Annotated in this window: 14 protein-coding genes; 3 read left to right on the top strand and 11 right to left on the bottom strand. The window is 44.6% G+C overall.

The window, feature by feature from the left end; all coding sequences use genetic code 11:
• Window positions 1-99: 99 nt before the first annotated feature.
• The 6 genes from K1Y79_RS04805 to nirB are packed head-to-tail and all read right to left on the bottom strand — an operon-like array spanning window position 100 to window position 10,800.
• The gene (locus K1Y79_RS04805) at window positions 100-1,581 is read right to left on the bottom strand and encodes a rubredoxin (RefSeq protein ID WP_220248860.1); all 1,482 of its coding nucleotides are present in this window, start codon (window positions 1,579-1,581) and stop codon (window positions 100-102) included.
• 2 nt (window positions 1,582-1,583) lie between these two features.
• Window positions 1,584-5,141 carry a nitrate reductase gene (locus K1Y79_RS04800; RefSeq protein WP_220248859.1) on the bottom strand — a complete coding sequence of 1,186 codons (3,558 nt, stop codon included), beginning with the start codon at window positions 5,139-5,141 and terminating at the stop codon, window positions 1,584-1,586.
• 2 nt (window positions 5,142-5,143) lie between these two features.
• Entirely contained in the window at window positions 5,144-6,448 is a 1,305-nt protein-coding gene (locus tag K1Y79_RS04795; RefSeq protein ID WP_220248858.1) for a NarK family nitrate/nitrite MFS transporter, read from the bottom strand.
• A 39-nt stretch (window positions 6,449-6,487) separates the two neighbouring features.
• Window positions 6,488-7,834: an alginate export family protein gene (locus K1Y79_RS04790; protein ID WP_236059491.1), complete on the bottom strand. Its 1,347-nt coding sequence runs from the start codon at window positions 7,832-7,834 to the stop codon at window positions 6,488-6,490.
• Window positions 7,835-7,887: 53 nt separating this feature from the next.
• A complete protein-coding gene (gene nirD, locus K1Y79_RS04785) occupies window positions 7,888-8,256 on the bottom strand; it encodes a nitrite reductase small subunit NirD (RefSeq protein ID WP_220248857.1) in 369 nt (122 codons plus the stop codon).
• A 24-nt stretch (window positions 8,257-8,280) separates the two neighbouring features.
• Window positions 8,281-10,800 (bottom strand): nitrite reductase large subunit NirB, encoded by a 2,520-nt coding sequence (gene nirB, locus K1Y79_RS04780; RefSeq protein ID WP_220248856.1) that lies wholly within the window; start codon window positions 10,798-10,800, stop codon window positions 8,281-8,283.
• 193 nt (window positions 10,801-10,993) lie between these two features.
• Between nirB and cobA the strand changes: the two genes are divergently transcribed.
• Window positions 10,994-11,752, top strand: a complete 759-nt coding sequence (gene cobA, locus K1Y79_RS04775; protein ID WP_220248855.1) for a uroporphyrinogen-III C-methyltransferase — start codon at window positions 10,994-10,996, stop codon at window positions 11,750-11,752.
• A complete protein-coding gene (locus K1Y79_RS04770; protein WP_220248854.1) occupies window positions 11,739-12,431 on the top strand; it encodes a Crp/Fnr family transcriptional regulator in 693 nt (230 codons plus the stop codon). The genes cobA and K1Y79_RS04770 overlap by 14 nt, the downstream gene beginning before the upstream one ends.
• Here the strand turns inward: K1Y79_RS04770 and K1Y79_RS04765 are convergent.
• From K1Y79_RS04765 to K1Y79_RS04745, 5 genes are all read right to left on the bottom strand, one after another.
• The gene (locus K1Y79_RS04765; RefSeq protein ID WP_220248853.1) at window positions 12,428-13,051 is read right to left on the bottom strand and encodes a response regulator transcription factor; all 624 of its coding nucleotides are present in this window, start codon (window positions 13,049-13,051) and stop codon (window positions 12,428-12,430) included. The two genes, K1Y79_RS04770 and K1Y79_RS04765, sit on opposite strands and share 4 nt — an antisense overlap.
• Window positions 13,052-13,067: 16 nt before the next feature.
• Window positions 13,068-15,050, bottom strand: coding sequence for a tetratricopeptide repeat-containing sensor histidine kinase (locus K1Y79_RS04760; protein ID WP_220248852.1), 1,983 nt, complete (start codon window positions 15,048-15,050; stop codon window positions 13,068-13,070).
• A gap of 511 nt (window positions 15,051-15,561) precedes the next feature.
• Window positions 15,562-17,748, bottom strand: a complete 2,187-nt coding sequence (locus K1Y79_RS04755) for a catalase (RefSeq protein WP_220248851.1) — start codon at window positions 17,746-17,748, stop codon at window positions 15,562-15,564.
• 58 nt (window positions 17,749-17,806) lie between these two features.
• On the bottom strand, window positions 17,807-18,415 hold the full coding sequence (locus K1Y79_RS04750; RefSeq protein WP_220248850.1) for a YciE/YciF ferroxidase family protein: 609 nt from the start codon (window positions 18,413-18,415) through the stop codon (window positions 17,807-17,809).
• Between the two features lie 224 nt (window positions 18,416-18,639).
• Window positions 18,640-19,068: a DUF983 domain-containing protein gene (locus tag K1Y79_RS04745; RefSeq protein WP_220248849.1), complete on the bottom strand. Its 429-nt coding sequence runs from the start codon at window positions 19,066-19,068 to the stop codon at window positions 18,640-18,642.
• 186 nt (window positions 19,069-19,254) lie between these two features.
• Between K1Y79_RS04745 and K1Y79_RS04740 the strand changes: the two genes are divergently transcribed.
• The gene (locus tag K1Y79_RS04740; protein WP_220248848.1) at window positions 19,255-22,482 is read left to right on the top strand and encodes an AsmA family protein; all 3,228 of its coding nucleotides are present in this window, start codon (window positions 19,255-19,257) and stop codon (window positions 22,480-22,482) included.
• Window positions 22,483-22,559: the final 77 nt, after the last annotated feature.

Here is a 22,559-nt window from a genome sequence, read left to right as displayed (position 1 = left end):
GGTTTTAGTAGTTGCATAACGTCTTTTTATGATAATATCTCCTCAATTTTCACTGTAATTACCTGCTGTAGTGCATATGCGAAAAATGCAAATATAATGTTAATCCTGCCCGCCGCCCAGCCATCCCAGTGATGTTGCAGGAACCATAGCGAAATTGTAGAGCGGTGCATCGCATAATGAGCAAAGATAGGTGTCAGGGAGCTGCTCGAATGTTGTCCCTGGCGCAATTGCCTGATCTGGATCCCCAACAGTTTCGTCGTAAATCGTAAGACACCGCACACATTGATGTACAATTTTCTCAACAGGCTTGGCTGCAGTAACAGTTTGCTGGCCAGCAACATAGGTTATTAGTGGATCGGTTAAGGCGCTATTCTCGTAAAATTCCCTGCATAGGGAGGTAATGTATGGGCCAAGGTGCTCTTTTGCGACACCTGCCCGGTAGACTAGCAGTGTACCGGAATTGGGGTTGAAATCCTGGGTATAGCTAATATCGTAACGATGATGTCCTTTTAGCCTGCTCTTGAACTTGTCCTCCTGTTTGCTTATAATAATAGAACCAAAGCAATTATTACCAGGATTGATGCGGATACTGAAACATAGCCCATAGGTTCTAACATCCGCATTATCAAAGTGTCTGATAATATGTCGCTTGATAATCAATGCATCCTCACTGTTATCTTCCACATACCAGTTCAGTTCATTTGCTGCATGACGAACGTTTATCCCATATTTACCCAGTACATAGTCCCACAAACGCCTGTGTTCAGGCGCGATGTTCTTAATGATCAGCGACTTCCAGGAAGTTGCATATATCTGTCCGGTTTTTGTTTCCAGGCAAATATTACAGAGATTACGCAGGAAGGCCACAGAAAATTCCTGATCACGTCTATAGATACCAAGCCAATAGTGATTCTCATGCCGGTTAAATCCTTCATAATAAGGGAGATGGAACATAGGAAGCTCCAGTTCTGTTGTTACGGGCTTGCTGGTGTATTCCAGTTGCGCTATTACTGCTGCATAAAGCCTTTCATTATCGATGTCGGGCGTTGCGGCTAATAAGGCTTCTACACATTGGCTGACTTGTGCAATATGATTTGTATAGATAAGATCCGGCCATGCAAACAGGCGGCTACTTTTGGGAAATCGTATGAATAAATACCAGTAGTGTGCAGGGCCTGCTGCTATCCAGTTAATATGTCCTGAAAAGAAGGGGGTGAATGTCTGTCTGTTGTCGCAGATATTAACTTTCATTCCAGGGATGTAATCAAATAAGGCGAAGATGTCTTTATAAATACCTTCTGTCAGCCAACCGTCATTAATAAATATACCAGCCGCAGGGTAGGAGCTGGTGATGTTTGGTGCAATGCCGTGTGCGTAAAAGGGGATTTGTTCACGTCTACAGGCTGCTTCAAACTGATCATAGTATTTGCCAGGTACCTCAATGAGCAATTGCTGCCGAAGTCCAAACTGAACTTTACTTACCCGTGCTGCTACTGTAATATCAAGTATAGTCAGCAAATGGCCGGGTGAGATAATACCTCCTGTAAAATTAATACTGACAGTCTGTGTATATCTGCTCATGATTAAACTGCTTGCATGATAAATATTGATTCCTCCTTCCTTTCGATTAGCGTTTCTTTTTCTAGTAACGCTTTGATTTCCGGTCTGCAGCTGCCACAACCGAGGCCTGCACCTGAAGCCTGGCAAAGGTTTTCTAAAGTCTGGAAACCTTCTTTTATCTTCTCGCAGATATTTCCTTCCCCGACACTGCCACAACTGCATACCAGTTTACCAAGCACAGGTGCTGCTTTCTTTCCGGACCGTAATAGTTCCAGTCTTTTTTCTGATAATTCAATTTTGTTGGCGATAAGGTCCTTAAATTCAAGGAACTCCGACTTGTCGCCTATCAATATTGCACCAACGAGCCGGTCATTGTGGATAACACACTTTTTGTAATAGCGTTTAGATTTGTCGATGAAGACAACTTCCTCATACGAAGGGTCTTCAGGCGTCTCAATCATTCCCAACGAGCAAAGCTCTGTACCATGCATTTTTAATATATTCATAAACAATGATCCCTGATAATAACCACTCAGATCTCCTGAAAGATGGCGGGCGACGATCGCAGCCTGTTGTTCGGCAGCTGCTGTAATACCATATAAAATGCTGTTAAATTCGGCAATTTCGCCAATAGCATAAATAGATGAGTCGCTGGTTTGCAGATACTCATTAACGATCACTCCGCGTTTGCACACTAAAGACGCTGCTTTAGCCAATTCTATATTAGGAACTGTACCGATTGACATTACCACGGCCTGACACTTTACATGGCGGCCGCTTTTGAGGCGTACACCATCGATTTTAGTAAGGCCCGTAAACCGTTCTATTTCATCGTTGTACATAATTTCAATGCCGCGATCAGTGAGCTCTTCAAATAACAGCTGGCTGCCGAGGGCATCCAGCTGTCGGTCCATCAGTTTAGAAGTGCGTTGTAAAACCCCTACTTCTATATCCATTTCTCTTAGTGAAGCAGCTAATTCAATACCCAGCAGTCCACCTCCCACAATAATCACTTTTCCAGCTGCCGGGTCAATATGCCGGATGAATGCATCAGCATCCCTACGATTACGCATGGTAAAGAGCCCTTCCAGCGGAGGAGTATCTTTGAGCGTTGCTGCACGACTGCCCATACCCAATATTAATATGTCATAGGCATGTGTACGACCCTTACAGTCCGTCACAGTTTTTTGTTCTCTATCTATTTTATCGATACTGGTTCCCCTGTGTAAGGTGATGTCAAACGACGACTCTTCATCGTCGGTCATTTTTACCAGTTGTTCCCACTGCTGGGTACCACTGATATAGTCAGGTAACATAACCCTGTTGTAAAAGGGGAGGTCTTCCTTGCTAAAGACAGTAATTGGATCAGTTTGATTTATTGCCCGGTACGATTTTACAAAGCCACATGCGCCAGCACCGGCTCCAATTATGATAATGCGTTGTAAACCTTTCTTATAAGATTGTACTTGCACCGTAGTATATTTCAGGTCGGGCTGCTTTGATATTTTATCAACAAGCCTGTTTGTCAGGTTATTTGCTCTGCTTAGGTCATTGTCCAATATCCTGCCCCAATGCATGGGAAGAAAAACTACACCCTTTTTAATGGAGGTGGTTAGTCGCGCCTTTACCCTCACGACACCATTAGCACTGGATACTTCAACAATATCGCTGTCTCTGATTTGTCGTTGTTCTGCGTCCTCTGGATGTATTTCAAGTAATGGCGCTGGAATGTGTTGCTTTAGTTTACTGACCTTGCCTGTTTTGGTCATTGTATGCCATTGGTCGCGTATTCTACCTGTGGTAAGTATTAGTGAAAATGCAGGATCAGGCCGTACGGATCGGTTATCATCTGAGAATGTGTGTATAATTGCTTTGGTGGATGATGTATAGAACTTATGATCAGTAAATAGCCTGGGAGTACCCGGTCCAGTTGTACCGACAGGGTAAGGCCATTGTAAGGATCGTCTTTCTTTGAGTATCTTATAGTTCACACCGGTGATATCGATATTAGTACCTGCGGTGAGTTGGGTATGCTCAGCGTAAATGTCTGCTGGCTGTTCAAAATCAAAGCCATGGAACCCCATCTTTCGTGCAAACCGGCAGATTATCTCGGCATCCGGCAATGCTTCGCCTGGCGCATCATTTACCTTTTGCAGATAGGTAATACGCCTCTCTGCATTGGTCATAGTGCCTTCTTTCTCGGTCCATGCCGCAGCAGGTAAAACAACATCTGCATAACGCAGTGTTTCTGGTCTGGATGATATTTCCTGCACAACTACAAACTTGGCCTTTTGCAATGCAGCTTCAGCCATGCGAGCGTCTGGTAAACTTACTAATGGATTAGTGCACATGATCCAGATCGCTTTCAGTCTACCATCATTTAGTGCCTCAAACATCTCAGTGGCAGTCAGTCCTGGTTTGTCAGAAAGGGCAGTTCCTCCCCAGAAATTTTCAACTTCCTTGCGATGCGCAGGATTATCCAGTACACGGTGTGCAGGAAGCATATTTGATAATCCACCTACCTCTCTTCCTCCCATTGCATTTGGCTGACCGGTGAGCGAGAATGGTCCGCAACCTGGTTTGCCGATTTTACCGGTGATGAGATTAAGGTTAATCAGACTTAGATTCTTATTGACACCTACTGAGCTTTGATTTAATCCCATCGTCCACATGGTCATAAATGTGCCGGCATTGCCCAACATCGTTGCGGCCGAGTATATCTTTTCTTCTTCAATACCACATATAGCAGCTGCGCTGGATATACTGCGTTGCATGACAGTATCACGGTATTTAGCAAAGCCTTCGGTATGCTCTTGGAGGAAGTGCTGATCAGTACGTCCCGTTTCAATAAGTATTCTGCCAATTGCATGGTGCAGTACGATGTCTGTACCAGGCATTAGTTGTAGATGGACGTCAGCAATAGCGCAGCTTTGCGTAACACGGGGATCGCTGACAATAATTTTTAGGGCGGGATTCTTCGCTTTTGCAGCTTCAATCCTGCGCCATAATATGGGATGGCACCATGCAGGATTTGCTCCAGCCACAAATATGCAATCCGTTTGTTCAATGTCATCATAGTTGCCTGGAACACTATCCTCACCCAAAGACATTTTATAGGCAGCTACTGCACTGCTCATACACAAACGTGAGTTGGTGTCTATGTTGTTGCTACCAATGAAGCCTTTGATCAGTTTGTTCACCACATAATACTCTTCCGTGAGGCATTGGCCGGATGCATAGAAAGCAACAGAGTCTGGACCGTACTGGGCGATCATTTGTTTGAACACTGCAGCTGTTCGGTCAAGTGCCTGGTCCCAGGAGACACGATGTCTAGGTAAATGCTTGTTATAGCGCATTTCAGGGTAATATAACCTGTCTGATGTATCCATTACGGTATAGTGAAGATTCATGCCTTTAGAACAAAGCATGCCTTTATTTACCGGGTGATCTTTGTCCCCCTCTACACTTATTTTGCCCTGTCTGTCCCTGTTTACAATGATACCGCAACCCACGCCGCAATAGCAACAGGTACTACGGTAGCTACCCGCAGGAAGTTTATTGTGTTGATGATTACCTGTCATGATTAATCTGCAAATGCTACTGCGCCCGCGGTAGTAGTAGCGGTTTCAGTAGCTGGTTTTTTGATGAATCTTGTCAGCAAGACGATAACTGATACAGCAATTACGATGTAGCCTATATAGCTAAAAGCGTCTACATAGGTAATTGATTCAGATTTGAAGAGGAAGCCAAACAGCATGCCCCCCAGGTTGCCACCAGCTCCTACAATGCCACTTACCAGTCCGACATTTTTTTCATTAATGAATGGCACAATGCCGTAGGTGGCTCCATTCGCCATTTTCAGGAATAATGCGAAGGTGAGCATTGAGATAATCGCGAGTGCAAGGGAGCCTGCTTGCGCGAACAGCAGTAGGCCAATACCTTCTAATAACAATACGCAGGCAAGTAAAATACCTTTTCCGCGCATACCTGATTTAGCGCCTACTTTATCTGACACAATACCACCTAATGCTCTGGCAAAAATGTTCATAAAGCCAAAGATGCCAGCCCAGAAACCTGCACTGCTTTGTGAGAGGTGAAATGTATCAACAAAATGTAATGAGGCAACATTGTCAAACGTAATCTCCATACCGAAACACATACCGTAGGCCAAAGTAAGCGCCCATATGCGCCAGTCCGTTAATATTGTCCAGTCGGTTTTACTTTTAGCTTTATCGGTTACACGGTTAATTTCATCAAAGTTTCCGGCAGGGGTGTCTTTTGTAAATCTGGCATACATCCATGCTACTATAAGCATCATGATACCTGGTACGATCATGGCAAAGCGCCATGCTTCCTGTTTTGTATATCCGAAGCCGACAATTGCTGCAAAGATAAGCGGCATCAACATGTTAGTAACTCCACCGCCCAGGTTACCCCATCCGCCGGTAATAGCGTTTGCAGTGCCTTTGATATTAGCGGCAAACATCATAGAGGTATGAAACTGTGTGACTACGAAGGAAGCTCCTATCACACCAATTGCAAGCCTGAACATTAGAAAGGAAGTATAATCTTTAGAAAGTCCCACCAGGAATACAGGTATTGAGCCTGCAATTAGCAATCGCACCGCTGTTTTTCTTGGTCCCCAGGTATCGCATAACTTGCCAATGATCAGTCTCGCGATAATAGTGCTAGATACAGATGCAATAATGATATTACCTACCTGTGCTTTGGTCAGATCAAGGTCTTCTCTGATGGTTGGCATCAGTGGTGCAAGGCCAAACCATCCAAAGAAACAGACGAAAAACATCAGCCATGTAGTATGGAAAGTGCGCATATGCACAGAATCGATAGAGAAAAGCGGTAATTTATTAAGAGGTTGAGTGTTCATTTTTAGACTTAGTTGATGTTGAGTGAATGACAATTAGCCTTAGTTCTTAAATACCATTTCCGGTCTGATATTAATCATTACATATGCCCAGTTATTGTTGCTTTGCGCGTTTGCTACATTTTTTACTCCTGCTGATGAAAGCGAAGCAGTGCTCCAGAAGTGACTGTAACCCGCTTCAAAGCTTATTACTTTGGTTAGTGGATAAGAGGCGACCAGATCCGCTTCAGTACCAAATTTGCTACTCAGGTTATCTGGGATGCTGCTGGCGCTATAGAATTGATGCAGGTCGGCAGTCAGCTGGAACTTTTTCCCGGGTTTATATCTAGTCTTCAGGTAATAATCCTGTAGCCCTCTGTTTCCGAAGCTGCTTGCTACATAGAAGTAGTCCATATAGCCCCAGAATTTATGCGGCGTACCGTACAAGGGGTCAAATGCGTGGCTTGTACCATCACTGGCAAGTCCACCTGTGGTATAGTCTGCACCAAGACCGGCACTGAACGAGTGACAAAGTTGGTATTGGAACGCTCCGGAGAGTAGCGCTGCACTTAGTTGCTGTGCATTGGCATTTTTGCCGAATTGGTAGTACCCTGCAGCGGTCAGCGTGAGTTTATCAAATGTATTAGCATAATAGAGTCCTGTTGTCAGGCGAGTATGAACGCCCTTATCCCAAATTTTGCCCCCTGTGCTATCGGGGTGAAACCGGGAGAACTGGTCTGACAGGAATAAGAAAGACATATGACCATATCCCAGTTTCCTGCCGGCATAGAAGTATTCCATACTTTTATACATTGCACTTCCATTAGTGTTAGCAGCATAGTTACCTGGGGGTGTCGGATTGTATACTGTACCAGCTGAGTTTTCCCTGTTCTGATTAAATGCAGCGCCAACATGTAGGGAGTAAGATCCGCTTTCATATTTGAGGAGAAGGGCATCATGTCTTCTGCCTTGCTGCAACCATTCCAGGTTTCCTAGCAGCCGGCTATCATCGTATATCAATTCCTGTCGGCCAATCTTCAGATTAAGCGTTCTACTCTTTATGGTGGTGTCCAGCAGCATGATTTCTGCCCAGGCTTCATGCAATAGCAGGCTGTTATTGTCTTGTGTGGTAGTTTTGTTAATGGTCGATGCGTCCTGTCCCCATACTCTGACGTCCTGTAATGTGGCACCTAATTTAAAGCGATAACCGCTAAAGCCAGCAGACAAACGGGTACGCTGTGATGTGAAAAAAGCCGGGGAAGCGCCTTTGGGTAGCGGAGCTGCCTGTCCGTCCCTCAGCTCAGTACGCGTTCGGAGCTGAGCTCCCAGTGTAAATTGCGCCTTAAGAGAAGGACAAAAAATAAGCATGCATAGCAAGCAGCAAGTGCCTGCTGAGAATAGTCGTATCATGCATTCAGGTTGATAATGTGAGCAATAGAGTATTCCCGCTCTCTCTGCTGTTATTATGCTTCCTGTGCAATCCCTATATATACCTTGTCTCCTTCAACTTTAACAGGATAGGTAGTCAGGGAACATTCTGTATCATCAGAAATACAACGGCCGTCTTCTAAGGAGAATGTTTTTTTGTGAAAGGGACATGCTATTTTGGGTTCGCCGTTGTGTGTACCTGTCATCCCACGGCTAAGCGCCATTTGCTGGCGGTGAGGGCATAGATTCTGTGTAGCATACCAGGCTTCACGCCGTGCAAAACGAAACAGGGCTATTTGTACTTCGTCGTATTTAACACATACGCCGCCGTTTTGCGGAACATCATTTACGTTACAGGCATAAAACCATACGGTTGTTGTATCTTGACTAATGGCGATGGACATAAGTTATAATTTTGGTTGAAGTAATTATTTCCATTCAGCGGCTTTCTTCTGATCTCTCAAACTATCAAATCTGACAGTAGGATCTTTTGTACCGGGTGCATTGATGAAGTGACTGAAGCGCTTGCGTAATTCAGGGTTTTCAACAACTTCTTTCCATTCGCATTTATATCTATCAACAAGCTGTTGCATCTCTTTTTCCAGTTCTACTGCAATACCCAGGCTATCGTTTATTACTACATTTTTCAGGTAAGTGATACCCCCTTCCAGTTTGTTCAGCCAGGTAGCAGTACGGGTTAATGGGTCAGCAGTTTTAATGTAGAACATGAGAAAGCGGTCTATATAACGAATACATGTCTCGCTATCCAGATCTGAAGCCAGCAGGATCGCATGTTGCGGTTTTGATCCTCCATTGCCACACACATACAGGTTCCACCCTTTTTCTGTAGCAATGATGCCAAAATCTTTTGATTGGGCTTCCGCACATTCGCGGATACAACCTGATACGGCAGATTTGAGTTTATGTGGTGCACGCAGGCCACGGTAGCGTTCTTCTATTTGTATAGCAAAGCTTACACTATCATGCAAGCCGAAACGGCACCATGTAGAGCCTACGCAACTTTTCACAGTACGTAATGCCTTACCGTACGCATGACCACTTTCAAAGCCTGCTTCTATTAATTCCTCCCAAATATTCGGAAGGTCATCAAGGTGGGCACCAAACAAGTCAATACGTTGGCCGCCCGTGATTTTGGTATACAAATTATACTTGAGGGCCACCTGGGCTATTACTAGCAATTTTGCCGGAGTGATTTCTCCACCTGGAATACGGGGAACCACGGAATAAGTACCGCCTTTTTGTATATTAGCCAGGAAGCGGTCATTTGAGTCCTGTACTGTATCATTGCCTTTTTCCAGAATCATGTCATTCCAGAGGCTAGCCATGATTGAGGCGATAACAGGCTTGCAGACTTCACATCCATCCCCTGCACCATAGTGGTCAAGCGCTTCATCAAAAGAGCGTACATTCTTTATACGGATCAGATCATATAATTCCTGACGTGAATAGGCAAAGTGTTCACAAAGCACATTGCGGATGTATTTACCCTGTGCTTTCATTGTACCGGTGATCAGATCTTTCACCATAGGAGTGCAACCTCCGCAGCAGGTAGCTGCTTTAGTACATTTTTTGATTGCATCAAAAGTTTCATTGCCTGCTTCTACTGCCGAGCAGATGTCGCCTTTGCTGATGCTTTCACAGCTACAGATAATAGCGTCATCAGGAAGGCCTAATACGCCAGGACCCGCGTCCTGGCTTCCGCCTCTAGCTCCAAGTAAAACATCTTCCGGATTAGGAGGGAGTATTACTTTGTTTTTTGCTGTCTGAAGCAGCATATTATATGCATCTGCATCCCCGATAAGGATACCACCCAGCAGGTGCTTTCCGTCATTGGTTATACTGATACGTTTATAGACACCTTTCATTGTATCTTCAAAAACAATACTACGACTGGTTTCTACTGGCGCGAACGGATCTCCAAAGCTTGCTACATCCACACCAATAAGTTTCAGCTTGGTACTCATGTCAAAGCCGGTGAATGTTTTTTTGGCAGCGGGAGAGGAGGAGACCTGATTGGCAATATGTGTTGCAACTACTTCCGCCATTTCATATCCCGGCGCAACGAGACCGTATATCATGCCATTATGCAAGGCGCATTCGCCTATCGCATATATCTCAGGATCGGTGGTCTGCAGGTGTTCGTTAACAATGATGCCACCCCTGTGACCTGTTTCAAGCCCACTGAGCTTGGCCAGTTCATCCCGGGGCTTAATACCTGCAGAAATTACCAGCATGTCAGCTTCCAGATGGGTTTCGTCAGCGAACCGAAGGCCGGTCATAGTATCATCGCCAGTTACTTCACTTGTGTTTTTATTGGTATGTATCTGTAATCCTAACTGTTTCAACTGTTGTTCCAGGATGCGGGAGCCATTTTCATCTATCTGACGGGGCATAAGCCGGGGCGCAAATTCAATTACATGCGTGTCGCTGATGCCAAGGTCTAATAATGCTTTTGCTGCTTCGAGTCCAAGCAATCCACCGCCTATTACAACACCTCTTTTAGCGCGAGGTGCATAATCTTGCATTAATTCAAGATCTTCGATAGTCCGGTATATAAAGACGCCCTTTTTGTCCACACCTGGTATAGGAGGCACGAAAGCAGATGATCCGGTTGCAATAACCAGATAATCATATGCTTCGGTAATACCTCTGTAGGAATGAACCGTTTTGTTGGAACGGTCTATTTGCTGAACAGGATCTCCTAAATGGAGGGTAATGTTGTTGGCAGCATACCAGGCTGCTGAGGCTAATAATAGGTCGTCAGCCGATTTGCCGGCAAAAAATTCGCTTAAATGCACACGGTCATAGGCCGGGCGAGGTTCTTCTCCGAAAACTACGATTTCGGCGGTATTGGCTGGTATTTTAGCGATTATTTTCTCGCAAAACTTGTAGCTGACCATGCCATTGCCTATAATTACAATTTTCATTGGCAAAGATTGAGTTAATAAAAATGAAACGGCTTGATATTATAAATATTCTAATATGATATATAGCTTCCTGTTTGGTTGATAAAAAATGCCGTTTTTTATGATTTGCATCATGAAATTAACAATAAAGGTTTTAATTTTATAGTGATTCGTATGATTTATCTTATATTATTTTAATCGTAATATATTTCTTATGGCATATTTATCCTTAGTAGGTGCCGGTCCCGGAGATCCCGAGCTAATTACCCTTAAAGCCATCAACGTGATTCGTCAGGCAGATGTAATTCTTTATGATGCATTGGTAAACGAGTCATTGCTGTCATATGCAAAACCCGGGGCTATAGTCCGGTTCGTAGGCAAACGATATGGTTGCCATTCCCTCTCTCAGCAGGAAATCAATTATCTGATAGTAGAATATGCACAATCTCATGGCCACGTGGTCAGACTGAAAGGAGGAGACTCTTTTGTATTCGGCAGGGCTACCGAAGAAATTGCAGCAGCTAAGGGCGCTGGCATCCCTGTACAGGTAATTCCCGGTATTTCCTCTGCACTGGCAGCGCCGGCAGGACAAATGATACCTCTTACTTCCAGAGGGACAACCGAAAGCTTCTGGGTAACAACAGGTACAACATTGACGGGAGAAATATCCGCAGACATTAACCTGGCCGCACAGTCAACTGCCACCGTTATAATATTAATGGCAATGAGTAAGCTGGAAGCAATTATGGATATATTTGCAGGATACGGTAAAGGCAGTCTGCCTGTAGCAATTATTCAGAATAGTACTACTGACAAGGAAAAAGCCGTTATCGGAACCGTTAAAGACATCGTATTTAAAGCACAACACGCCGGCATGTCCAATCCGGCAGTAATAGTGGTAGGGAAAGTGGTGGACCTGAAGGATATGGCTGGCACAGTGCAGCAACTAATTGACAGGAATGAAGAAAGATAAGCAAGGTTGCGATTTGCAATCCTGTATGTTATGTAATTTATGTATACCTGCGTGGAAACCAGCAATAGCGGCACACCGCCAGAACTTTACCATTAAAAAAGGACAGCTGCTTTTCAGCGAAGGCGATCCGGTGAATGGTATCTATTTTGTCAATACCGGCAAGGTAAAAGTACACAAGCACTGGGGCGAAGGGAAGGAACTCATTGTCCGTTTTGCCAGAGAAGGCGATATAGTCGGTCATAGGGGAGTAGGTAGTGAGATGGTCTATCCTGTCTCTGCAACTGCCCTCGAGACAGTCAACGTTTGTTTTATAGACCTGGCTTTTTTCCAGGCAACACTTAAGGTCAACCATGACTTCCTGCAGGCACTCATGATGTTCTATGCCAGCGAGTTGCAGGAATCCGAGAAGAATATGCGCAACCTGGTGCATATGCCTGTTAAAGGACGCATTGCACATGCCCTGCTATCCCTGATGAAGAAGTTTGGCGCTAATGAAGAAGGTTATATTAATATGACATTGAGCCGGCAAGACCTTGCATCTTATACAGGAACTACCTATGAAACGGCCTTCCGTATCATGAGTGACCTGATACAGGATAACATTATTGCTATATCCGGTAAAAGCATTGCGGTAAAAGATCCTGCAAGGCTTGCACTGGTAGAAAAGGAGGCCGGTTAAAGTAACTTATACTCAGACGCCAGCTTTACTACAGATGTGGTATTATTCACACCGAATTTCTCCATGAGATTTTTACGGTGACTTTCCACTGTATGTGTACTAATAAATAACTGATCTGCAATTTGCATGGTAGTAAGCCCCTTGCCAATCAGTTGTAATATTTCCTTTTCTCTCCTGGTAATACGGGGTATAGCCTTCAGGAGCTCCATGTCTGCATTCTTTAATGCTTCTTTGGTGCTGCTGCAAAGGTATTCCTCTCCATCCATGATGGCATAGATTGCACGAATAATCTCATTGCCCAAGGCATTTTTAAGTACATAGCCACTCGCTCCATTCTGTAACATACTATGTATGACTGGTTGCTCGTCATGTATGCTCAGCGCAATGACCTTAATATCTTCGTATTTCTTTTTTACCTCTCCGCAAAGGTTGACGCCACTGGTATCCGGCAGGTTCACGTCCATGAGTATTACGTCTGGCTGGCTTTTTTCCAATGCCTGCAATACACTTTTACCATCTCCATAATCGCCGCACACCTGTATTCCTGCATCACTGCGCAGGATATTCTTTAATCCTTCCACCATAATGGGGTGATCTTCTACCACAGCTACTTTAATCATACTTTCAATTATTTAACTAGTTCAGAGATGTTGTGCATTCAATAGTAATGGCAGTTCCTGTGCCTGGCTCAGACTGTACGTCTATTTTTCCGCCCAGAAATTCCACCCTCGCTTCAATATTGGCTAGTCCTGCGCCTTTCAGCTTATTACCTGCTGCGGCATCAAATCCTTTTCCGTCATCTTCTACTGTCAGGAACAGCGTATTGTCGGTTTGCTGTAGTAATACCAGTATCTGTGAGGCCTCTGCATGTTTGATAGCATTGTTTACCAATTCCTGCATAATACGGTATAGTACCACCTGGCGTGTATGCTCCATATCGGCTACCTGGAAGTTGAATACCTGACAGATAATATTGTCAGTTCCTGTTTTCTTCAGTCCCCGGCAATACTCCACTGTTGCCTCTCCCAATCCATACTTAATTAGAATTTCAGGCATCATACTACGCGCAATGCGCCTTAATTCATCCATTGCCCCGTCTAGTCGCTGCAAGGTGTTCTGTATCAATGCCTGCCTATGTACGGTTGTCTGAGAAGGGGTAACGGTTGATAGTTCCAGCTTAATGCCCGATAATAAACCTCCAAGACCATCATGCAGGTCGCGTGCAAGCCTGGTACGCTCTTTCTCCTGTCCTTCCAGCATGGCAGAGAGCAGGGAGATCTTGTGTTCCTGACGGATACGTTCTACCTCAAACTCATGCAGCTGCCGCTGTTGTTCCAGCAGCTTACGGCCATTTCTATAGAAAAGATAGCTCAGCGCGGCAACTACCAGTAAGGACAACATGATGACTACCATCAGTGAGATCAATAGCCGGTTCTTCTGCAACGCAAACTCCTGACGCTCATTTTCATGCTGCAACTGCATGATGCGGTTCTCTTTTTCAGAAGATTGATACTCAGCTTCCAGCTCATGTATCTTCTCGGTAACCTGCCGTTCTTTCAGGCTGTCAGCAAGTATAATATACTGGCGCAGATACTTGTATGCCTCATCGGGATAATGCTGTTTAAACGACAATTCTGCCATCAGGTCCAGCGCTCTTAAACGAAAAGGGAAGTCTTTCAGTGTATAGGATAATTTCCCATATTCGTCCATCAGCACCATTGCATGGTCGTATTGCCCCTGCTTCTCAAACAGCCTTGCCAGTGAATACAGGTTATTACATATTGCGCTATTATAACTGGTACGGCGGGCGATAGACAGCCCACTATAGAACATGGTCGCTGCCCGGTTATACATCTGGTGTTTAACCTCCATTCGTCCCTGGAGATGATAATAGTCTGCCCAAATGTTAATAGAGTCCACACCTGTTCTTTCCAGTTTTTCTTTGGCGCTGGCCAGCTGTGTTTCCATTTTCTGCAGACTGTCAACATGATACATAGAATTAGCCAGCCTCAGATGCCTGCTGGCAATCAGGTGACAGTAAGGAGCAGGGTCAGTATAGTTGCCCAGGCTTTTATAGTAATAGGTAATAGCCGTTTTGAACTGCGATTTATTAAAAAAGATATCCCCCAGGCTTTGATAGGTATCGTTAAGTTCCGGAATAGCATTCATTTTCTCCAGTATAGGAATGGTCTGCAGGTATTCTTCCGTTTGTAACTGGGTCTGTCCTTTATTCCCTAATACAACTGCAAGCGTCATTTTGGTATTGGCTAACAGCATACGGGCCTCACGGCTGGAATCTCTGAGCAGATTTTCCCTGGCTATTAGCAGGTGCTTCTCGGCTTCATTGTAGTTGCTGATAGCATTAAACCATGCACCTATAGCCAGATACGTTTTTGCAATACCGAGCCGGTTCTCATTTTTCTCCTCCATTTGTAATGCCTGCTGGAAATACTTCAGTGCCTGCACACTGTCCCGGATAGGAGATTTCCTTGCCAGCCTGATATACAGATCAGCAGAAACGGCATCGGCAGAGGTGCTTTTCTGATTGTCTTTAGACTGGTTTTGAGCATATAACGCTACCGTTATACAACATAGGACGATAAGTATAGGTATTCTCATGGCATAAATCTGAGCCGAAATATAGAATTATTTGAGATACATATTCTTGATATTTTTTATAAATGGGAGCGAGGGAAGTCGCCCTCCCTGACAAAACCCCTGTTTTCCGGGATTTATTTTACCTGAACTGGTGATTAATTTTGCACCATCATGCTGAAAGCCCTTAGAGAGGAAATGATCGTTGTAGGTACAGTCGCTTTGAAGTAATAGTAAAGAGAAGTCAGAAATCGATGATTGAGAGAAAAGCGCTACTGTCCGGTAAATATAAGTAGGCTTCGCTGATTTGGCAAGGGGAAAGCAGGAATGGCTGTCATGGTATAGCCGGTGAGTTGGAAACCGCCCTTGCGCCTGATTAAAACAGAAATCTTATAGTATCAACATAGTATCGTAACCATTTTTGTGACACCCCAGATTGTATTTTTATTGAAGAACCTAACTATTTCTTTGTTGAAAAGCCTGAGATGAGAGGCAGCGGGTGTGTGGACCCGCTGCCATCCAACCAAAAAGAATATTAAGCCGGTACCCTACGTGGTTTCTCACGCTCCCAGAACCGGTGTTGAGCAATTGCTGTTATAAATATCTGCGATAACCTGTCAATATCATTCTGAACGACAACGCCTTCCATCAGTGCAGATTCCTCTGAATCGTCTTCCGGCAGTTTGTTGGCAAAATAAGTGGCTTCCAGTACCTGCTTTCCTTCTGCATGTGCCGCAATAGCCTTACAATGCCTGTATGCTTCATTCAGGAAATGTACCGCGTCAGCATCAGCTTCCAGTGTAGCTGCACTGGTAACTCCGCCGGCTACATACAAAGCGTCATAGAATACGGAGGCTGCCGTTAAAAAGCTTTTATCCACTGGAACTAATGACTTATCATTGGTAACAATCTCTCCCAGGTGAGGTGCTACAATTTCAACTACAGCGCCTGCTGCCTCCAATGCACTCTTTGCACCATTTATAGATGCTGCATCAGCTCCATCGGCGGCAAGGATAGCAATTTTCCGGGTACTGATACTATCTTTTACCGTATTAGCCATACTCAATGCCAGTGAAATATCCGGTACCGGGTCTTTGGGCGGGAAAGGCTCGTAATGTGCCTGATCAGCATCAGCCGGTACACCATGGTTTACTGGTTGTTCCGGACCTGCTGGTGCTTCCAGTCCCAGTCCATATGCTACCTGCGCAGTAAGGTCCCTGTCAACCTGTGTCAGAATACCCAGCATCCTTTCTCTGATTGCTACTGTTTCTACTTTACCCAGCTCGAACCTGAAGGCATCAATCATGTGCTGTTTCTCAGGTGTTGACTGACTATTAAAGAACAGTTTGGCCTGTGTATAATGGTCGAAGAAACTGCGGCTTCTTTCTCTTACCTTCTTTGCATCAATTTTCTCGGTGTAGGAGGTAAAACCACCTTCTGCTGCCTTGCTCTGTATCGGATATCCTCCACCCAGTGAGTTAGGGCTGTAACTGGTCCTTCCTCTATTGATGGTTTGCCTCATATAACCGTCCCGCTGGTTGTTATGAACCGGAATGATAGGACGATTGATTGGTATTTCCTGGAAATTCGGTCCGCCGAGACGTATAAGCTGCGTATCTGTATAAGAGAAAAGGCGGCCCTGCAACAGCGGATCGTTTGTAAAATCAATACCTGGCACAACATGGCCTATATGGAATGCTACCTGCTCAGTTTCAGCGAAGAAGTTATCGGGGTTCCTGTTTAAAGTAAGTTTCCCTATACGTTGAACGGGAACCAGCTCTTCAGGAATGATCTTCGTTGAATCGAGCAGATCGAAATCAAACTTGAACTCATCTGCCTCCGGCACTATCTGTACCCCTAATTCCCACTCAGGAAAATTGCCCGATTCAATTGCTTCCCACAGGTCGCGGCGGTGGAAATCAGGGTCCTTGCCGGATATTTTCTGAGCTTCGTCCCAGGCTACGGCATGAACACCGAGCAGTGGCTTCCAGTGAAACTTAACGAAGAAGGATTCATTGCTGGCATTCACAAACCGGAAGGTATGCACGCCAAATCCTTCCATCATACGGTAGCTTCTTGGGATCGCGCGGTCGCTCATCAGCCACATAATCATATGGGTGGACTCTGGCATCAGTGAAATAAAGTCCCAGAAAGTGTCATGCGCTGACGCTGCCTGTGGTATTTCATTGTGCGGTTCAGGCTTTACAGCGTGTACCAGGTCGGGGAATTTGACAGCATCCTGTATGAAGAATACTGGCATATTATTACCTACCAGGTCAAAAATGCCCTCTTCAGTATAGAATTTCACGGCAAATCCTCTAACATCACGTGCAAGATCCGTAGATCCTCTGGAGCCAGCCACAGTTGAAAACCTTACAAAAACAGGCGTTTCTCTGGTGGTATCTGTCAGGAAACCTGCTTTTGTATATTTCTCCATGGATTCATAAACTTTGAATACACCATGTGCTCCGGAGCCGCGTGCATGCACGACGCGCTCAGGAATACGTTCATGATCAAAGTGGGTCATCTTTTCGCGGAAGATGAAGTCTTCCATCAGCGTGGGGCCCCGGTCGCCGGCTTTCAATGAGTTATGGTCATCGTTAATCCGGACGCCGGTATTGGTGTTGATATATTCACCGTTACTATCTTCTTTATTGGGGGACAGTTCTGCAATCTTTTTATTCTCTTCTGTTAACTTGGAGGTCGTTTTTTTACCAGGCATGATAGCTTGTTTTTGGGTTTCTGATAAGTGTGAGGGCTATGGAGTGCTATGTATCCGACTATTCAGCCGCTGCCTCACCATTAATGCTGCTCTCTGCTATTTGTGTCAGCAGGGCGTCTGTTTCCTTCTCTTCAGCCAGCGTTTCTTCAAGTAATGAGGCTACTTCCTGAAGGCCTAATGTCTTAGCCAGCTGTGCCAGTCCGCCGTAAGAAGCGATCTCATAATGTTCTACCTTCTGTGCAGCGAACACTAATCCTACATCTCTGGTAGCAGTACCTGGCAATGTATCTGCAATGATAGATTCTCCTTCCAGTACTATACCTTCTATTGCATCGCATTTTTTACCTCTCACCGGTTTACCCAGGATAGTGAAAATCTGCTCCAGACGGCTGATATGAGTGGCGGTTGCTGCCAGGTGATCCTGAAAAGCTGTCTGCAATTCTGGAGATCCTGCTGCCTTGATCATCTTCGGCAATGCAATCGTAATATGATTTTCTGCCCAATAAATGTCTTTCAGCTCTTCACAGAAAAAATCCTTCAAAGAGGTATCTGTCGTCAGCGCAGAAGCGCCTGCTGTATCCTGCGCTGCTGATTCGGCACCCTTACGGGCTGTACCGGAACCCTTTATTACAGTTGTTCTTGCGGTAGTAGATGATGTCTTTGACATAAGGTTAAATTTTCCTACTGTCTAACTAACACCATACCGTAATACAATTAATGGAAAAGCCCTGTACACAGCGCCATAGTGGTTTTATCAACTAACGGACGATGGTATACCCCGTAGTAATTATTACACAGTATGTATAGACTTAACAATAGCAAAGGGCGTAAGGAGATACCATTGCCGGAATCTTACCTTACGCCCTTCGGAATATCTTAACACTGTAGGTGTCAGACGCCTGATGGATGCGTATCCTTGAAGTCAGACCTGTACCTTACAAAGAAGGCCAGCCAGATTGTCCTGGACACACGCATGATAGGCGGCTGAAGTATCAACAGTAATACAGCATTAATGCCTAACCACCAGAACATCCGGTTGTCATAAAGGGAAAAGCCTATAATCACCCACCAGGCTATAAAAGTAGCCACACTGAACGCTACTGTCAGGGCATAGCTGACATAACCGGTACCATAGTAAAACCCTATTTCCCTTTCAAAGTCTTCCCCACACACCTGACAGTGATCATTCATCTCTGTAAAGTGCTTCAGGTTATATGCGGAATCTGATTTAAAAAGTTTACCTCTGCGACAGGCAGGACACCTGTTCGTTAGTATGCTGCCCAGTAAATTGGGCTTTTTTTCGGTTTTCACTGCACACATAAAAAAGTGATTTATTATGTCAAAGTTACCCTAAACTGCTTCCTCATCCATGGTACCATTCCCCTGTATTATGGTACTTTTTACCGATTCGTCGGATAAAAAGCACCCTACATATAAATTATTTTTATTTTATAGGGGTGCTGTCTATTTTTGTCGTCATTATCACTTAAGATAAGACTCAACACCATGACTGGCAAGACGCGAAAGAAGATCCTCCGTATCTTATTAATACCTATTGCTATCCTGCTCATATTAGCTGGCATCGCGGCAGGAGTACTCTACTCCCAACAGCAACGATTAATTAACCTGGCTATTAAAGAGTTAAATAAACAATTACCGGGTGAACTGGTAATCGGAGGGAGCAATATTTCTCCTTTCCAGAACTTCCCTTACATTTCTATCGGCCTTAAAGACGTTCGCTTTTTTGCAACTAAACAAAAAACCGGCCGTCCTATGTACCAGGTTGAAAGACTATATGTAGGGTTCAGCCTGCCCGACATCCTCAGTCAGAAGTATCATGTTAAGGTCATCTTCCTGAAAAAGGGGCACCTCGATCTGGTAAGGTATAATAACGGAACACTTAATATCGTCGAAGCCAACAGAATTAAACAAGATACCGTTGCTACTGCTGAGGCAGAATCTGCAGCACTGGACCTGGATATTAAAAAGATTGTCCTCAGAGATCTGGAGATAGACTTCACAGACAAGCCTAGCGGACAACATATATACGCTAATATTGATAAGATCAGGACAGCATTCAAGGCAGATGGAAAACAGATCTTTGCTGATTTTACAGGTGCTATGGTTGCCGATTATACTACTCCGACCGATACCACCCTCTTCCGGAATAAGCACTTTAAAGCCGATTTTACTGTCACCTACGATCAGGCCCGGGAGTTTGTAACTCTCTCAAAAGGGAACCTGAAACTGGAAGATTTCAGCATCAGCCTGGCGGGTACCGCAGACCTGAAAAACGGTAATAATATCGATCTTAAGATTAAAGGAGACAAACCGGATATCGGACAACTGCTCTCTTTCGCACCCGCTTCTGTAGCGGAGCAGGTAAAACAATATAAATATGATGGCAGGCTCTACTTTGATGGTATCCTGAAAGGAAAGGTATCTGGCGGGCAACTGCCACTAATCAAACTAAATTTTGGATGCGAAAACGGCTGGCTAATGAACCCTCAGGCCAAGAAACGCATTGACTCCCTCGGCTTTAAAGGATACTATACCAACGGTGCAGAACATTCCCTGAAAACCTCAGAACTGCACCTGATGAACATGAGCGCTATCCCGGAGAAAGGTGTCTTTAAGGCTAACTTCGTCATGAAGGATTTTACTGATCCTAAGATGGTCATGCAGATAGACTCAGACCTGCAGCTGGAATTTATAGGAGCTTTCCTTGGTATACCCGACCTGCAACGCCTGACAGGACATATTAGCTTGAAGATGAATTTTAATGAACTGGTGGATATGACACTTCCGGAAGCTTCTATGGGGAAACTCAAAGAAGGTATTCAGAGTGAACTGAGAGTCAGCGACCTGACCTTCCGTATTCCCAACTATCCGCATATTATCCATAACCTTAACCTGCATGCTGACATGAAGAATGGTTATGTGAAACTGGATACGCTTTCCTTCTACTTTGGTAACTCAGACTTTGCGATGAATGGCTCGCTGAGTGACCTGCCTGCACTCTTTCATAAGCAGGAAAAACCCGTACAGGTTACCTTTAACGCGCGCAGCAAACGTATGATCCTGAAGGAGCTGCTATCATATGATACTGCCAAAGCCAGAAAAGCAAAAGAAGAGATCTACAACTTCAACATAGGTCTGGCCTTGGAAACATCTGTTAAAGAATTGCAGCATCCTAACCCACTGCCTAAAGGCAAGTTTAAGGTAGAAAAGTTGTTTGCCAGTTTTAAGGAGTATCCCCATGCCTTTCATGACTTCGGAGCTGAGCTGCACGTTAACGATACGGCCCTGTTACTCAGAAACTTTGGGGGCATGATTGATAGCAGCGATTTCCGTTTCAGTGGTCGTGTGCTGAATTATCAGTTATGGTTTGATAAGATCATGAAGGGTAAAACACAGATCGCATTTGACCTGAAGTCACAGCGACTGGCCATGAGAGATGTACTCGGACCGATCAGCCGTAACTATGTATCCAAAGATTATCATAAAGAAGTCGCTTCCGGCCTGTGGCTACGCGCCAAAGCCGACCTGCGGTATGACTCCGTTTTCAAATTTGCAAAGATCAAATTAGCTAACGTTTCCGGCGAACTGAAAGAGCACAAGATCAAAATAGATAGTGTAAAAGGTACTGTAAAGGTGGGCGCTGACAACTTCCTGCGACTCGATACCCTTACAGGCCGTATCGGTAAGACCGACTTTGACGTGAGTATGCGACTGTACATGGGCAAGGATACTGTGAAACGTAAAAAGGAGAACTTCCTGCAGTTTACCTCCCGCAATCTTGACCTTGACCAGCTCACTAATTATAAGCTGACCGCCAATGAAGATGAAGAAACGGTTGTTGCCGCACCCGCAGCCACACGTACCGTTGTGAAAGATACCGCTCACGCAGCATCCTTTAATATCTTCAAAATTCCTTTCATCGACTTCAGGGCCACCGTGAATATCGGCAGAATCAAATACCACCGTCTCTGGTTGAGGAATGTAGTTTCTAATGTACGTATGCAGACTAATCAGCATCTGTACCTGGATACCTTAGGAATGGGAATTGCTGACGGGCAGATTGGTATGCGGGGATATTTTAATGGTACTGATCCGAAAAAGATATTCTTCCGCAGCAGAATCCGGGCCTTTGAAGTAGATCTGGAAAAACTGATGCTGAAACTTGATCATTTCGGCCAGGATTATGTTATCAACAAAAACCTGAAAGGACGCCTCAATGGCCAGATCAGAAGTCACATTCAGATGCACCCTGACCTGACGCCTATTCTTGATAATTGTGAAGCAGAACTTGATGTGAAGATCCATGACGGTAGTCTGGTGAATTTTGCACCTATGCAGGCAATGGCGGGTTACTTTAAAGATAAGAATCTGAATATGGTACGTTTTGATACACTGAGTAACAAACTGACGCTCAAAAATGGTGTACTGAATATACCTAACATGAATATCAACTCTTCGCTGGGCTTTATGGAGATATCCGGTAAGCAATCTCTGGATCTGTCCATGGAATATTACATGCGTATACCCATGAAAATGGTAACTTCTGTAGGCTTTCAGTCACTCTTTGGCAGGAAGAGGGAAGACGTGGATGTGGATCAGGTAGATGAGATAGAATATCGTGATAAGGACAGGAAGGTACGTTTTATGAATATCAAGGTTACTGGTACGCCGGACAATTTCAAAGTGGGCTTAGGTAAGGCTAAGAAGACATAAGTAATTATTCATGCTAAATAGTAAAGCCGTCTCATGATGATGAGACGGCTTTTTTTGTATGGATAAATTCGTTTATC

The sequence above is a fragment of the Chitinophaga rhizophila genome (assembly GCF_019492185.1).
GTDB classification, from domain to species: Bacteria; Bacteroidota; Bacteroidia; order Chitinophagales; family Chitinophagaceae; genus Chitinophaga; species Chitinophaga rhizophila.
Note: the sequence above shows the minus strand (reverse complement) of the source record. Positions and strands in the feature narration are given on the sequence as shown.

Coding starts and splice junctions, on each gene's coding strand:
- K1Y79_RS04805 (WP_220248860.1), bottom strand. CDS start 1,581: ATGAGCAGATATACACAGACTGTCAGTATTAATTTTACAGGAGGTATT.
- K1Y79_RS04800 (WP_220248859.1), bottom strand. CDS start 5,141: ATGACAGGTAATCATCAACACAATAAACTTCCTGCGGGTAGCTACCGT.
- K1Y79_RS04795 (WP_220248858.1), bottom strand. CDS start 6,448: ATGAACACTCAACCTCTTAATAAATTACCGCTTTTCTCTATCGATTCT.
- K1Y79_RS04790 (WP_236059491.1), bottom strand. CDS start 7,834: ATGATACGACTATTCTCAGCAGGCACTTGCTGCTTGCTATGCATGCTT.
- nirD (WP_220248857.1), bottom strand. CDS start 8,256: ATGTCCATCGCCATTAGTCAAGATACAACAACCGTATGGTTTTATGCC.
- nirB (WP_220248856.1), bottom strand. CDS start 10,800: ATGAAAATTGTAATTATAGGCAATGGCATGGTCAGCTACAAGTTTTGC.
- cobA (WP_220248855.1), top strand. CDS start 10,994: ATGGCATATTTATCCTTAGTAGGTGCCGGTCCCGGAGATCCCGAGCTA.
- K1Y79_RS04770 (WP_220248854.1), top strand. CDS start 11,739: ATGAAGAAAGATAAGCAAGGTTGCGATTTGCAATCCTGTATGTTATGT.
- K1Y79_RS04765 (WP_220248853.1), bottom strand. CDS start 13,051: ATGATTAAAGTAGCTGTGGTAGAAGATCACCCCATTATGGTGGAAGGA.
- K1Y79_RS04760 (WP_220248852.1), bottom strand. CDS start 15,050: ATGAGAATACCTATACTTATCGTCCTATGTTGTATAACGGTAGCGTTA.
- K1Y79_RS04755 (WP_220248851.1), bottom strand. CDS start 17,748: ATGCCTGGTAAAAAAACGACCTCCAAGTTAACAGAAGAGAATAAAAAG.
- K1Y79_RS04750 (WP_220248850.1), bottom strand. CDS start 18,415: ATGTCAAAGACATCATCTACTACCGCAAGAACAACTGTAATAAAGGGT.
- K1Y79_RS04745 (WP_220248849.1), bottom strand. CDS start 19,068: ATGTGTGCAGTGAAAACCGAAAAAAAGCCCAATTTACTGGGCAGCATA.
- K1Y79_RS04740 (WP_220248848.1), top strand. CDS start 19,255: ATGACTGGCAAGACGCGAAAGAAGATCCTCCGTATCTTATTAATACCT.